This is a genomic window from Pseudomonas poae (assembly GCA_028869255.1).
GTDB lineage: Bacteria > Pseudomonadota > Gammaproteobacteria > Pseudomonadales > Pseudomonadaceae > Aquipseudomonas > Aquipseudomonas poae_C.
Window position 1 is genome coordinate 5,173,272 of sequence record CP110972.1, and the last position, 14,009, is coordinate 5,187,280.

A 14,009-nucleotide genomic window follows, 5' to 3' on the forward strand; every position below is an offset into this window, starting at 1 on the left:
CAAAACCAACAGAAAACAACCTGTGGCGAGGAGCTTGCGCCCTCGCCACAGGTATTGGTTGCTAAGCCTTAGAAGCTCTCACGAGGGTTGAACGCAGCCTTCTGCGCCAGCTCCTGCCACAGCGCTTTCACGTCGTCGTCGCCCACCGGCGGCATCACCGCCTTGAGCTGCACGTACAGGAAGCCGCGCTGCCCGGCCTTGTTCAGCAAGCCATGGCCCTTGGCGCGCATGCGCTGGCCGTTCTGGCTGCCGGCCGGCACCTTGAGGTTGATCTTGCCGGTGAGGGTCGGCACTGCCACTTCCGCACCCAGCGCCAATTCCCACGGCGCCAGGGGCAGGTTGATGATCAGGTTTTCGCCATCCACTTCGAACTTGGGGTGCGGCGCAAACTTGATGATCAGGTACAGGTCGCCATTGGGCCCACCGCCGATGCCTGGCGCGCCTTGCCCTTTGAGGCGGATGCGCTCGCCGTCGACCACGCCGGCGGGGATCTTCACGTTCAGGCTCTTGGTGGTGTTGCTCACATGCCGGCCCGAAGGGTCGTATTGCGGCACCTGGAAGCTGATCTGCTTGGACTCGGTGGACAGCGTCTCTTCAAGGAACACCGACAGTTGCATTTCCACGTCCTGGCCTTTGCGCCCGGTGGGGCGGCGTTGGCCGCCACCAAACGCGTCGCCACGCGAGCCGAAGATCGAACTGAAGAAGTCCGAAAAATCGCCCGCGTCCTGGCCGCCGCCAAAGCCGCCACGGCTCTGCCAGCCCGGTGGGCCCTGGAACGGCTGGCCATGCTGGCCGTATTTGCGCAGTTCGTCGTATTCAGCGCGCTTGTCGGCGCTTTTAAGCGCTTCATAGGCCTCGGACGCGTCCTTGAATTTCTCTTCGGCGTCTTTTTCCTTGCTTACATCCGGGTGATATTTGCGTGCGAGCTTGCGATAGGCGGCCTTGATTTCCTTGTCATCGGCGCTCGGCTCGACACCCAATATCTTGTAGTAATCTTTGAAATCCATCGGCGGTTCACCATCCTTAATCGAGATCGCACAGCCCGGGGCACAACGTGCGCTGCTTTGCACCTGTTGAGTGGTGTGGCCTGGGGGTGCGTCAAAGTGTTATCGGCGCTAGCCGTATGCACCAGATGTGGGGGCAAATCGCCCAGTTTCAAGCACGATTTAACGGATGGTCGGCCTACGCATCCGCCCTCGACTGGCATACACTGCGCGGCCGTTTTTCAACCGGAACCCGATAGACATGAAAAACCCATCCCCAGCCCGTGCCTGCGGCATCGACTTTGGCACGTCCAACTCCACCGTCGGCTGGATCCGCCCCGGCGAGGAGACGCTTATCGCGCTGGAGGACGACAAGATCACGCTGCCGTCGGTGGTGTTCTTCAACTTCGAGGAGCGCCGCCCGGTGTATGGTCGCCTGGCCCTGCACGAGTACCTGGAAAACTACGAAGGCCGCTTGATGCGTTCGCTCAAGAGCCTGCTGGGTTCCAAGCTGATCAAGCACGACACCAGCGTACTGGGCACGGCCATGCCGTTCACCGACCTGCTGGCGCTGTTTATCGGCCAGCTCAAGAGCCGTGCCGAGGCCACCGCCGGCCGCGAGTTCGAGGAAGTGGTACTGGGCCGCCCGGTGTTCTTCGTCGATGACGACCCGATGGCCGACCAAGAGGCCGAAAACACCCTGGTCGACGTGGCGCGCAAGATCGGCTTCAAGGACATCTCGTTCCAGTACGAACCGATTGCGGCGGCGTTCGACTACGAGTCCACCATCGAAAAAGAAGAGCTGGTGCTGATCGTCGACATCGGCGGGGGTACGTCCGACTTCTCGCTGGTGCGCCTGTCCCCGGACCGCCGTCACAACGACAACCGCCACGATGACATCCTCGCCACCGGCGGTGTGCACATCGGCGGTACCGATTTCGACAAACAGCTCTCGCTGGCCGGCATGATGCCGCTGTTCGGCTACGGCAGCCGCATGAAAAGCGGCGCCTACATGCCCACCAGCCACCACATGAACCTGGCCACCTGGCACACCATCAACTCGGTGTACTCGCAAAAATCCCAGCTGGCCTTGGGCAGCATGCGCTACGACATCGAAGACACCGGCGGCATCGACCGCCTGTTCAAGTTGATCGAACAACGCGCCGGGCACTGGCTGGCGATGGAAGTGGAAGAGACCAAGATCCAGCTCACCCATGAAGACAGCCGCCACGTGCTGCTGGACCGGGTTGAGCCGGGGCTGAGCGTGGACCTGAGCCGCACACTGTTCGAGTCGGCCATCGACGGCTTGCTGGAGCGCGTGCGCAACAGCGTCACTCAGTTGCTGGCGGACGCTTCGGTGGATGTGGCCCAGGTGGACACGGTGTTCTTTACCGGTGGTTCCAGCGGGATCCCGGCGCTGCGCCACAGCATCTCGGCGATGCTGCCGAATGCGCGGCATGTGGAAGGGAATATCTTCGGCAGTATCGGCAGTGGTCTGGCGATTGAGGCGAGCAAGCGCTACGGCAGCTGAAATGGCGAGTTGCCTCATGCACGACATGAGGCAACTCCCGGCGGGTCATGACAGAGCGAGTTGATCGATCCACCCCTTGAAAAAACCCTCGTACTGATAAAACCCTACCACCACCCGCTTCAGCTCGCCGTCCCTGAAAAATAACGTCGTGGGCGCGGACTGGACGTCATAGGTTTTCTCGACGTCGCCCTCTTTGTCGAAAGCCTTATTGACCACTTGGACAGCGCAACCCTGATCCTGGGCTGCCGCCTCCAGGCTGGCGAGCATATTTCTTGAACTGTTTTTGCTGGCGTCGCTGAACAGCACAATGACTGGGACAGTGGACTTGAGAACACTCCCTGAAAAGCTGTCGGCATCTACGGTCGTTAACGACATGGCATAGCTCCTTTCGAAAGACTCAACAAACGTTGAGTTCGTCATCCATGAGCAGACCAGCAAATACGCACCGGGTCTACTGTCAGAAGTAACAGGTCTCCCCGCTGGACTCTGACACTACCGACGCTTGCCCCCGCCAGGCTCTAAAGCGACAGCCTAGTGATGATAGATCGCCCAAATCCCAAGCAACGTCAGGCACCACATGACCACGCCCGATACGATCACCAGGCAGTTCCACAGGTTGTAGCGAGCGTTGCTCTGCCCCTCGGGGTCGCCTGCTGCGAAGTTGATCAAGCCCTGGGCCTGTTGAAGGATGTAGGCACACAGCGGAACCGCCAGGATCACCAGAGGCTTATAGACCAGCCAGGTGTCGATCCGGTTAGCCGCCATTTCGAAAACCCTGGCGCCTACCGTCACCACCACGAATACCGTGGCCCACTGTTCGAAGTCGAAATCGAATTTTCGACCGCTGCGGGCAACGCGATCATCCGCCCGGCGATACAGCTGGTGGATAAAGAAAATAAAGAAAATGGCACGCGCCAACGGCCAGATATCCAGCTGATGGGCCTTTTTGTACAAGCTCCAGTTTTTATACGCCCAGATGTAGGTATAGAGCCCGAAACTGAGCAGGCTCAGCACCAACAGCTTGTTTTTGGAAATGACATAAAACTCAGGCGACGTTTTTACCGTCTCGGTCAGCTCCGCCGTTGGCGGAGCATAGATATTTTCGCTCACCGCTTACTTCCCCTTAATTCCCTTTAAAGTCCATGTGACTGCGTCAAACCATGCCGCCGAGCTTCAACTCACTCTTCAAATACGCGTAGTAAATCGGGCCCGCCACCACACCCGGCAGGCCGAACGCGGCTTCAAACACCAGCATCGCCAGCAGCAATTCCCACGATTTGGCACTGATCTGCCCGCCCACGATGCGTGCGTTGAGGAAGTACTCGACCTTGTGGATCACGATCAAGTACCCCAATGCTGCCACCGCCACCCAGATCGACAGCGACAGCGCGACGATGGTGATCAGGGTGTTGGACATCAGGTTGCCGATCACCGGCAGCAGGCCCAGCAGGAAAGTCAGCACGATCAGGGTCTTGGTCAGCGGCAGGTGGATGCCGCACAACGGCAGCACCACGGCCAGGAACACCGCGGTAAAGGCGGTGTTGAGCGCGGCGATCTTGATCTGGGCGAAGACGATATTACGAAAGGCCTGGACCAGCAGGTGCAGGCGATCGAACAGCGCAGCGGCCAGGGGCTTGCGCTTGGTCAGGTCGGGCACGCGCTGCAGGGCGATGATCGCGCCGAGCACCATGCCGATCAGCAGGGTGACGAACATGTGGGCGGCGTCTTTGCCGACCAGTTGCAGTTCGCTCAAGTGTTTGCTCAGCCAATCGCCGATGGCCACGCGGAACTCGGCGGCGCTGGCGGGCAGGTAGGCATCGAGAAACGGCGGCAGTTGGCCGCGCGCACGGTCGACCACGCCCATGAACTTGTCGAGGGAGGCGCCGGGGTTTTCCGCTTCGTGCAGCAGGAAGCTGATGGCACCGGCGAAGATCAACGTCAGCACGCTGACGATCAGGGTGCCGAGCAAGGCCACTGCCAGCCAACGCGCACGCCGGCCTTCGATCAACCGCTGCAACTGCGGGGTGAGCATGTTGACCAGCTCATAGACCAACAGGCCGGCCAGCAGGCTGGGCAGCAACTTCAACGGCAGCACCAGCAGCAACCCGCCGAAAATGATGATGTAGCTGGCCAGTAATATCACGTGACGCTGAGAAAACGTTGGCATACAGCCTCAAAACAAACGGCGCTAAAGGATGGGCAGTCTGCCAGCCTTGAGGGAATCAAGCGAGAGGGGTGCTGTGAATACGATCAAGTGTGGGAACTGGCTTGCCTGCGATAGCAGGCATCTCGGATTAACAGATAGACCGAGGCGCCTGTATCGCAGGCAAGCCAGCTCCCACATTGGATCTTGAGCGTTCGCGAAATCGTGGTCAGCCTTTGAGGCAGGTGCTCATAAAGGTTTTGCGTGCATCGCCGGTCAGCGCCTTGGTTTTCGCCGATGCATTGCAATCCTTCATTTTCTGCTGCTGCGGTGTGAGGGTCTTGGCGTCGTTGGCCGCCGGGGCCGACAGGCAGGTCTTCATGAACGCCTTGCGCTCATCGCCCTTGAGCGTCTTGGTGGTGGCTTCGGCGTTGCAGGTGGTCATTTTATTTTGCTGGGCAGTGGCGGCAAAACCCTGGGAACACAGCAGCAGGCCCATCATCAACAGCGGAATACGCAGCATCTTCATGGAGTTTTCTCCCTGTTACCGTGCCGGGGGGCACGGCCTAACGAGGAGTGTAGTCAAAGCCTGTTACATCTTCATCGACCGCGAATATTTGCTCGTCGGTACTGCTCCGGCGTGCAGCCCGCGTGGCGCTGGAACATCGCAATAAAAGCCGAAGCGGTGCTGTAGCCCAGGTCGAAGGCCACGTGTTGCACGCTGCGTTCGCTGTCCAGCGCCTCGATGGCGGCGAGGTAGCGCAGGCGCTGGCGCCATTCGCCGAAGCTCATGCCCAGCTCCCGCACAAATTGGCGCGCCAGGGTGCGTTCGCTCACATGCACTTGGTCGGCCCAATGGGCCAGGGGGCGGTTGTCACCGGGCTCGGCCTGCATGCCTTCCAGCACACCGAGCAGCCCAGGGTGACGGGCGTAGGGCAGGAAGCAATCGTGGATCGGCGCCTGCTTGAGCTGGTCCACCACGACCTCGGCCAGGCGCCGGTCGGCGGCACTTTGCGGGTGATTCACATCGCGCAGGGCAAAATCCCGGAGGATCGCCTTGAGGATGTCGCTGATCGCCAGGGTGCAGGGCTGCTGGGGCAGTTGCTCACACAACTCGGGGGCCAGGCCCACCGAGTGATAGACAATCGCATGCGCATTGTAGGAGCTGTGTTCGGTATGCGGCGGCACCCACACTGCGTATTGCGGCGGCGACATAAAACGGCTGCCGGCCACTTCCATGCGCATCACGCCACTCGCCGAATAGTCCAGCGAACCCCACAAATGCTGATGCGGGGGTGCACTCGGTATCGGGGGCGAAATCGGAGTAGCGAAAGTACACCTGGCTCGGCAGGCGGGCGAAATCCGCGAGGCGTACGGTATGTCTGGCCATATTGTCTGGATTCAAAGGTCGTTTGTCTGGATCGCAGTATAGGCTTCGATCCAGACAGGGGATAATCCTGCCTCATCAACACACCTGGTTTCTTTCGATGCAATACGCGTATCCCCTGTTGGCCATCTTTATCTGGGCCGGCAATACCGTGATCAACAAATTGGCCGTGGGTTCGATCTTCCCGGCGGAAATCGGCTTTTACCGCTGGTTGCTGGCGGCCTTGCTGTTTACCCCGTTCATGCTCAAGCCGGTGCGTGCCAACTGGTCGATCATCCGCCCGAACCTGGGCAAGATTTTTATCCTCGGTGTGCTGGGCATGGCCGTGTACCAGAGCCTGGCCTATTACGCCGCCACGCTGACCACCGCCACCAATATGGGCATCATCCTGTCGCTGATGCCGTTGATGGCGCTGACCGCGGCAATCATCAGCCTCGGCCAGCGCCTGACCTTCGGCGCGCTGACCGGTGCCGTACTGTCGTTCGCCGGGGTGGTTGTGGTGGTGTCGGCCGGCAGTCTGGGCGCGTTGCTGCAGCATGGGGTGAACCTGGGCGACGGCATGATGCTGGTGGCCACCCTGGCCTATGCGGTCTACAGCACGCTGCTGAAAAAATGGCAATTGCGCCTGCCGCCGCTGGTCCTCCTGTATCTGCAGGTGCTGGTGGCGGTGGTGGTGCTGTTTCCGTTGTATGTGTTTTCGGCGAAGGCGGGCCTTGGCTGGGCGAATATCCCGCTGGTGCTGTATGCCTGCTTGCTGGCATCGATGCTCGCGCCACTGGCGTGGATGCATTCGGTCAAAACCCTGGGGCCGAGCCGGACCACGCTGTTCTTCAACCTGCTGCCGTTGATTACCGCGCTGATTGCCGCCGTGGTGCTGAAGGAAGAACTGGCGCTGTATCACCTGGTAGGCGGCTTGCTGACCTTGGGCGGGGTGATTCTGTCGGAGCGCTGGACCACGCCGGTTGGCCGAAAGCTCAGGGGCGCCTGAGCCACTGCTATCGCGGGCACGCCCGGCTCCCACATTGGATCCGCGCGGGCTTGCCTGCGGTGCACCGGCTAAACCCCGGCGTCCTTCAGGCGCTGGGCATGCTCGACAAACAGTCGGATCGGCTCCGCGCCCTTGCCCACCAAGCCCATGGACTGGTTGACGATATCAAAGTGGTCCAAGGCGTAGTCATCGCCGATCACCCGCCCCAGGTGTGAGCTGTAGCGCCCGACCATGCCGTCGCACTGGCCCTTTTCGCGGACAAAACTGCGAGCGAACAACCGGCAGCTGCGGTTCGTACCGTCCAGCAGATTGCGCCCGCGATCGGTATTGCCCGGCTGCAAGGTGCCGGACCATGAGTAATAGCGCACGCCATTGACCTCCTCCACGCCCTGCCCGCCCCAGGTCGCGGGCAAGCCTTGCGGGTATTGGCGGTTGAACAGCGCGACGCCCTGGCTGGTCAGCGACAGATGTGAGGCGTGCAGGTCGGCTTTGAAACGAGGACCGCGATAGCCGGTCTCCAGCAGGCCCATCACCCAGGCGACCAGATGAAACAGCGCGCTCATGATCCGGCCTTTGACGCTGTCAGCGGGGTAATGGGAGTGGATGTGGTCCGCCAGCTCCGAACCATGGTTGGGCCCGGCCACCGACGTCACCGAAGCCACCCACTCCGGGCGCTTGGCGGCGGCATAGCGCGCCGTCAGCGCACCCTGGCTATGGCCGATCAGGTTGACCTTGTCGGCGCCGGTTTCGCGGCGCAGCCGCTCGATCTGCGCCAGCAACTGCTCGCCACGCACCTCGCTGGAATCCAGCGGTGCCACCTGGATGGCAAACACCTGCGCCCCACCCGCCCGCAACGCCGGGACAATGCCGTACCAGTACGGGAACCACCCCAAACGCACAAACCCGAGCATGCCGGGCACCAGCACCAGGGGGTAACGCGTGGCGAGGGGGTCGGGCATGGTGCAAAGGTCCTGATCGGGGAGGCGATAACACCATCCTAGACCAATCGACATGACCGCCCCATGACGCTCCGGCCTTTTTAGAAATGCCCTGCCAGGTCGTGCAGCTGGCGTTCGGCTTCTTCGCAAGCGCGCAGGAAAACGGTCTTGTCCGACTCCTCGCCCTCGGCAGCAATCACCTGGATATCGTCGATGCCAATAAAGCCCAATATCGTACGCAGGTGCGGATCGGCGTGGTTCATCGCCTCGTTTTCGCCGCCTGGGCCAAAACCGTTGCCGCCGCGACTGGTGATGATCAGAGCGCGTTTGCCCGTCAGCAACCGCTGATACTGCGCGACGCCCTGGCTGTCTTGGAAGACATCGAACGTCAGCCCCATGCGCACGATTTGATCGATCCACGCCTTGAGGCCGCTGGGCACCCCAAAGTTGTACAGCGGCATGGAAATCACCAGCAGTTCATGCTCGATCAGCTCGCCGACCAGTTCGTCGCTTAATTGCAGGTCGGCCTTCATCACCTTCGGCAGCGACTGCGGCTCAGGGTAGAAATTGGCCGCCACAAAGGCTTCGCTGATATGGGGAATGGCGGCGCGCCCGACTTCGCGACGGGTCAATTGAGCATTCGGGTTGGCGGTTTGCCAGGCCTCGACAAACGACTCGGCCAGGCGCCGGGAGTGGGAGCGTTCGCCACGGGGGCTGGCGTGAATCACTAGCATTTTTTTCATCTGTTTAATCCTTCACAGGCTAGACTCAGGCAACCTGGATGGCCGCCGCTGATGCCAGCGAATCTAGGGCTGAGGCCGGCTCTCGACAAATGAGCAATAGTTAATCCGGATGAGTTCATTTCACCTATGGAGCCACAATGTTTGCCCCACTGCCCCTTACCGCCCTGCGCACCTTCGAATCGGCGTCGCGCCTGCTGAGCTTCAAGGCCGCCGCCCAGGAGCTGTCGGTGACGCCCACGGCGGTGTCCCATCAGATTCGCAGCCTGGAAACCTGGCTCGGGGTGCCGCTGTTCGAGCGGCTGCCGCGCCAGGTACGCCTGACGGAAGGTGGCGAGCGCTTGTTTCACAGCGTGCATGGCGCCTTGCTCGATGTGGCGCAAAGCCTCGACACCTTGCGCCCGCAACGCAGTGCCGGGCACCTCACGGTCTCCACTACGCCGGCGTTTGCCGCGCTGTGGCTGGTGCCGCGCCTGGGCCGGTTTTATAGCGCCCATCCGGATATCAACTTGCGCCTGGATACGCAGTGCGACGTGATCGACTTGCAGCAGGACGCCAGCGTCGACCTGGCGATCCGCTACAGCCTCGGCGATTACCCCAACCTGTATGGCCAATGCCTGTTCGACGAGGCTTTTGCGGTGTACGGCTCTCCCGAACAAGTCGCCCTGGCCGCGACTCGGGTGCCCACCCTGATCAGCGTGCGCTGGCACAATTCCGAGCTGTACGCCCTGGGCTGGCAAGCCTGGTGCGAAAAAGCCGCAGAGACCTGGCTGGCTCATACCGCGCAATTGCGTGAATACGATGAAGAGCACTACGCCTTGCAAGCGGCGATTGCCGGCCAGGGCCTGGTGCTGGCGAGCAATATCCTGGTCTCGGAAAGCGTTGCCTCAGGACTGCTGGTGCCTTATCGGCCGCAAATCAGCGTGGACGGCGCCGGCTACAGCGCCCTGTGCGTACCGGGCCGTGAACGCCACCCGCCGGTTCGAGCGTTTTTCCAGTGGGTGCGCGAGGAAGCGAAGCTGTCCGGCCAAGCGGTGTGAAATCCGATAAAACTTTTTGCATGGCCTGGGACTCACAACTTGGAGCGATCACGCCGGCAGAGCGTGGCGTAAAACCGGATTAGCCCCAGGAGATTGAGATGACTGAAGCAAACTTGACTGACGTTGCGACCCTGCGCAGCCGCGCCCGCCAGAACGTCGAAAACGGTGCCGTGACCGAGGGCTACGACGCCGACCGCGAAGAAATCATCCGCTTGCTCAACGGCTCGCTCGCAACCGAACTGGTCTGCGTGTTGCGCTACAAGCGCCACTACTTCATGGCCAGCGGCGTGAAAGCGCATGTGGCCGCCGAGGAATTCCTTGAGCACGCGACCCAGGAAGCCGAACACGCCGACAAACTGGCCGAACGCATCGTGCAGTTGGGCGGCGAGCCGGAGTTCAACCCGGACCTGCTGTCGAAAAACTCCCACGCTCAATACGTGGCAGGTAACTCGCTGAAAGAAATGGTCTACGAAGACTTGGTGGCAGAGCGCATCGCTGTGGACAGCTACCGCGAAATCATCCAGTACATCGGTGATAAAGACCCGACCACGCGCCGCCTGTTCGAAGAAATCCTGGCCCAGGAAGAAGAGCACGCAGACGACATGGCGGACATTCTCGAAAGCCTGTAAACCGCCGCACAAAAAGGGGAGCTGGTCAGCCAGCTCCCCCTTTCTTATGCCTGCCGGTTGGCGATCAACCTTTGACGGTCTTCGGCGCCTTGCCTTCCCTCATCTGCTGCAACAACGGCGCACATTGGTTTGGCTCATCGCTACTTGGCGCCACCAGTGCCAGCAAGCCGGCAGCCGGGCCGGCAATCACGCCCAGCGCGACCATCCCGGCACCGCGCAGCATCAGCGGGACCGCTTTCACACCAGCATTGGGCTTGATAAACGGCCCGTTCACGTACAGCGGCGAACGCAACGAAAACAAGCGCAAGCCCTTGGATTCGGGCGTGATGGTGAGATCCAGCTGCTCCGTCGCCATATTCGCCGTGCCATCGATGTAGATGATCGCGTTCTCGGTATCGAAGACAAACAAGCGCGGGGTCGCCAGGCCCGTCTTGATGCCGAAGTCCGCCGCCGCACAGTTGATCTTCACTTCCTTGTCGCCGAACAGGCGCCCGACTACGTAGTTGCCCACGTTGAGCCCGGCGATTTCCATCAGGCCACGACTGATGGCGCCATCATTGATCAGCATTTTCAGGTCGCCGTTGGACGTGCCCAGCAGCGCCGCCACCGAGTTGCCGCGCCCGGAAATATCGGCGTCGCCGTTGAGTTCACCAAAGCTGGTTTTCATTGGTTCGAAGGTCGGGAACAGCTGCTTGAGCTTGAAGTTACGCGCAGTGAGTTTGGCGCGGCCTTCCATCGGCGTTGTGCGGCCGTTCAGACGGATCTGGGCATCCAGCTTGCCGCCGGCCACGCCGAAACGCAGGGGCTCCAGGCTCAGTTCGCCGTCGTTAAGGACCAAGTGGGTGTAGAGGTCGGTAAAGGGCAATTCGGCACTGTGCACGATGCGCTTGCCGGTGAATTCCACATCGGCATCCATGTCGCGCCAACGCTCGGTGCGGAACTCTTCCACCGGCAGCACCTTGGTCGCCGGTTGTTTGCTTTCACCGCCACGGGCTTTTTGCTTGGCGTTGGAATCGGCGCCGATCAGGGGCGCGAGGTCAGTCATCAGCAGTTGGTTGGACACCAGCGCACCACTGAGCTTGGGCCGTGGCTGGCTGGCGACATAGCTCAGGCTGCCATGGATGTCGCTATTGCCGATCTTGCCGTTGAAGTTCTCGTAGGTGAATGAGGCACCGCTGGCTTCATGCAGTTTGGCGATCAGGTGACCGTCAGTGGAATAAGCCGGCGAATCCGGCAAGGTCACGCCGGTCAGCGGGTAAAGATTGCCCAGGCTGGTGCCGGACAGCTTCAGACGCAGGTCCAGGGCGCCGAGGTTGAGCGGGTCGGTCAGGGTGCCGGCCAAGGCGATGCGGGTATCACCAATCTTGACCTGGGCTTGCAGCGGGAACGGCTTGGCCGCGTCCTGCAGGGCCAGCAGGCCGCCGATCTTGCCGCTGCCGTCGAGTTTCTGGCCGTGATACTGGCCTTTGACCTTGAGGCCAAACGCGTAGTCCTGCGGTGCCGAGCCTTTTTCCAGGGCTTTTTTGGCATCGGCATCGCCGACGATTTCGCCGAAGGGGATGGGTTTGCCCAGGGGGTCGATGATCACGTCCAACTGAGTCTTGAGGGTCTGGTCGTCGAGGGTCACGTGGCCTTTGTCGAAGCCGATGGCACCGATGTCCACCACCCAGTTGGAGGGTTCGGCGTTGGGGTCTTTGGGGTCGAACTTGAACGTCCAGTTGGCGCGGCCGTCGGCCAGGCGCTGCAAGTCGGCGCTGGGTTCGGTGAGGTCGATACGCGGGATCACCACGCGCTGCACCAGCAACGCCAGCGGCGAAATGCGCAGCTCGACCTTTTTCAGGGTGACCATCTGCGGTTTTTTCGACCAGTCGGGGTTGCCCAGGGTCAGGTCTTCGGCAATCACATGCGGCCAGGGCACCCAGGCGCGCCAGCCACCTTCATCGGGTTCACGCGCCCACACCACGGCCAGGTTGCCATTGATGGCAAACGGGCGATGCAATTCTTCGGAGACCTTGGCATTGAGGGGCGGCTTGATGCGGTTCCAGTCAAAGAACACCAGGACCAGCACCACCACGGCGATTAACAGAACGAAGCTGGCGCAGCTCCAAACCACGATTTTACGAGTGCGCGTCATTGCACAAAACTCCTCAATACAAGTAGCAAAACTACAGCTTATAAGGCTACGACTGGCAAACCGCACGGGGGTTTAACTCGATCGCCGATTTAGTCGCAAAAAGCCATTTTCCTGATCGATCAGGCAGATTCCGATCATCAACGGCGCACCATTGTTACCCAGGTTCGTGTCGAAAATACCCACCTCGGTGCAAAACCGCGGGCTTGAGAGGCCCGTTCTAGAGCCTCTCTGCGGAACAATCAATTCTGTTGATTATTACCATTGTGTTTATGAACTTTTATATCGACTTATCAAGAGTAGCATTAGCCCTGTACCCACTTTATCGCCCTCCCAAGGAGCAACTCTCATGAAACGCCAAATACTCGCTACCGCCCTGTTATCCATCCTGGCTTCCAGCGCCTTTGCCCTGCCAGCCGCAGAACAAGCCATCCCACAGAACAAAGCGCAAGCCGTTCAATCCAGCCAGACCCTGGCTCGCAGCGGTTCGCAAGAAGAAGAAAACCGTGACTACGCCAAAGGCGCCGTTGCAGAAAATGGTTCGGAACACGCCAACAAACGCGCCTACACCGAAGGCGTTGCAGAAGGTGGCCGTGATCGCCTGGAACAGAAAGGCCTGGTTGAAGGCGGCGCTGAACAGACCCAGAACCGTGAATACGCCCAAGGTCTTGCCGAAGGTGGTTCCGACACCTTGAATGACCTGCACCGCGCACAGAGCTAACCCGTGGTGGCCCACAAAAAAGCCCGATCAGCCGATCGGGCTTTTGACTTTTTGTAGAATGCCCTCCCCGCCAAGTTCGACGCCAACGAAGCTGTTTTGCTAGAGTGCAGCGCTGTACTTGTCGACTAAGCCTGCCCGCCAATGCTGCCCCGCGCCGAACAGAAGCAACAGACCCGCCTCGCCTTGATGGACGCAGCCCGCCATCTGATGGAGTGTGGCCGTGGGTTCGGCAGCCTGAGCCTGCGCGAAGTGGCCAAGACGGCCGGTATCGTACCCACCGGTTTCTATCGCCATTTCGCCGACATGGATCAGCTCGGCCTGGTACTGGTGAGCGAAGTGGGCCAGACTTTTCGCGCCACGATCCGCCTGGTGCGCCACAACGAATTCGTGATGGGCGGCATTATCGATGCCTCCGTGCGGATCTTTCTCGATGTGGTGTCGGCCAACCGTTCGCAATTCCTGTTCCTGGCCCGCGAGCAATACGGCGGCTGCCTGGCCGTGCGCCAAGCCATCGGCGCCTTGCGCGAAGACATCACCAGCGACCTGGCGGCCGACCTCACGTTGATGCCCAAGCTCCAGCACCTGGACGCCGAAGGCTTGCATGTGATGGCCGACCTGATCGTCAAGAGCGTGTTCGCCACCCTCCCCGACATTATCGACCCACCTGCCCAAGCCTTGCCTGCCCACCTCACGCCCCAGGCGAAAATCACCCAGCAACTGCGTTTTATCTTTATCGGCCTCAAGCATTGGCAAGGCCTGGGCAGCACCGAGTAAGCCG

The 14,009-nt window shown here is 60.7% G+C and carries 14 protein-coding genes and 1 pseudogene; 6 read left to right on the forward strand and 9 right to left on the reverse strand.

Going from position 1 to position 14,009, the window contains the following annotated elements; all coding sequences use genetic code 11:
* Positions 1-68 precede the first annotated feature (68 nt).
* On the reverse strand, positions 69-1,007 hold the full coding sequence (locus LRS56_23560; protein ID WDU61746.1) for a DnaJ domain-containing protein: 939 nt from the start codon (positions 1,005-1,007) through the stop codon (positions 69-71).
* Between the two features lie 238 nt (positions 1,008-1,245).
* Here LRS56_23560 and LRS56_23565 point away from each other — a divergent pair, with 238 nt between their 5' ends.
* Positions 1,246-2,514, forward strand: a complete 1,269-nt coding sequence (locus LRS56_23565; GenBank protein WDU61747.1) for an Hsp70 family protein — start codon at positions 1,246-1,248, stop codon at positions 2,512-2,514.
* A gap of 45 nt (positions 2,515-2,559) precedes the next feature.
* Here the strand turns inward: LRS56_23565 and LRS56_23570 are convergent, their stop codons facing one another.
* The 5 genes and pseudogenes from LRS56_23570 to LRS56_23590 all read right to left on the reverse strand — a co-directional run bounded on the left by LRS56_23570 (position 2,560) and on the right by LRS56_23590 (position 6,047).
* On the reverse strand, positions 2,560-2,889 hold the full coding sequence (locus tag LRS56_23570) for a thioredoxin domain-containing protein (GenBank protein ID WDU61748.1): 330 nt from the start codon (positions 2,887-2,889) through the stop codon (positions 2,560-2,562).
* Between the two features lie 156 nt (positions 2,890-3,045).
* Positions 3,046-3,624: a hypothetical protein gene (locus LRS56_23575; GenBank protein ID WDU61749.1), complete on the reverse strand. Its 579-nt coding sequence runs from the start codon at positions 3,622-3,624 to the stop codon at positions 3,046-3,048.
* 43 nt (positions 3,625-3,667) lie between these two features.
* A complete protein-coding gene (locus tag LRS56_23580) occupies positions 3,668-4,681 on the reverse strand; it encodes an AI-2E family transporter (protein ID WDU61750.1) in 1,014 nt (337 codons plus the stop codon).
* A gap of 205 nt (positions 4,682-4,886) precedes the next feature.
* Positions 4,887-5,186, reverse strand: a complete 300-nt coding sequence (locus LRS56_23585) for a PsiF family protein (GenBank protein ID WDU61751.1) — start codon at positions 5,184-5,186, stop codon at positions 4,887-4,889.
* Positions 5,187-5,257: 71 nt separating this feature from the next.
* Positions 5,258-6,047: pseudogene (locus LRS56_23590) on the reverse strand (helix-turn-helix transcriptional regulator).
* 97 nt (positions 6,048-6,144) lie between these two features.
* On the opposite strand from LRS56_23590, the gene LRS56_23595 reads away from it, so the two are divergent.
* The gene (locus tag LRS56_23595) at positions 6,145-7,032 is read left to right on the forward strand and encodes a DMT family transporter (GenBank protein ID WDU61752.1); all 888 of its coding nucleotides are present in this window, start codon (positions 6,145-6,147) and stop codon (positions 7,030-7,032) included.
* A 68-nt stretch (positions 7,033-7,100) separates the two neighbouring features.
* Here LRS56_23595 and LRS56_23600 read toward each other — a convergent pair whose 3' ends face one another.
* Together LRS56_23600 and LRS56_23605 are read right to left on the reverse strand one after the other, a co-directional pair.
* Positions 7,101-7,991, reverse strand: coding sequence for a triacylglycerol lipase (locus LRS56_23600; GenBank protein ID WDU61753.1), 891 nt, complete (start codon positions 7,989-7,991; stop codon positions 7,101-7,103).
* Between the two features lie 80 nt (positions 7,992-8,071).
* A complete protein-coding gene (locus tag LRS56_23605) occupies positions 8,072-8,713 on the reverse strand; it encodes an NAD(P)H-dependent oxidoreductase (protein WDU61754.1) in 642 nt (213 codons plus the stop codon).
* Between the two features lie 137 nt (positions 8,714-8,850).
* Between LRS56_23605 and LRS56_23610 the strand changes: the two genes are divergently transcribed.
* Together LRS56_23610 and LRS56_23615 are read left to right on the forward strand one after the other, a co-directional pair.
* Positions 8,851-9,750, forward strand: coding sequence for a LysR substrate-binding domain-containing protein (locus LRS56_23610; GenBank protein WDU61755.1), 900 nt, complete (start codon positions 8,851-8,853; stop codon positions 9,748-9,750).
* Positions 9,751-9,848: 98 nt separating this feature from the next.
* Positions 9,849-10,379 (forward strand): ferritin-like domain-containing protein, encoded by a 531-nt coding sequence (locus tag LRS56_23615; GenBank protein WDU61756.1) that lies wholly within the window; start codon positions 9,849-9,851, stop codon positions 10,377-10,379.
* A gap of 64 nt (positions 10,380-10,443) precedes the next feature.
* Here the strand turns inward: LRS56_23615 and LRS56_23620 are convergent, their stop codons facing one another.
* Positions 10,444-12,513, reverse strand: coding sequence for an AsmA family protein (locus tag LRS56_23620; GenBank protein WDU61757.1), 2,070 nt, complete (start codon positions 12,511-12,513; stop codon positions 10,444-10,446).
* 346 nt (positions 12,514-12,859) lie between these two features.
* On the opposite strand from LRS56_23620, the gene LRS56_23625 reads away from it, so the two are divergent.
* A complete protein-coding gene (locus tag LRS56_23625; protein WDU61758.1) occupies positions 12,860-13,231 on the forward strand; it encodes a hypothetical protein in 372 nt (123 codons plus the stop codon).
* A gap of 141 nt (positions 13,232-13,372) precedes the next feature.
* Complete coding sequence (locus LRS56_23630) at positions 13,373-14,005, forward strand: TetR family transcriptional regulator (protein WDU61759.1); 633 nt, start codon at positions 13,373-13,375, stop codon at positions 14,003-14,005.
* The last annotated feature ends 4 nt before the right edge of the window (positions 14,006-14,009 follow it).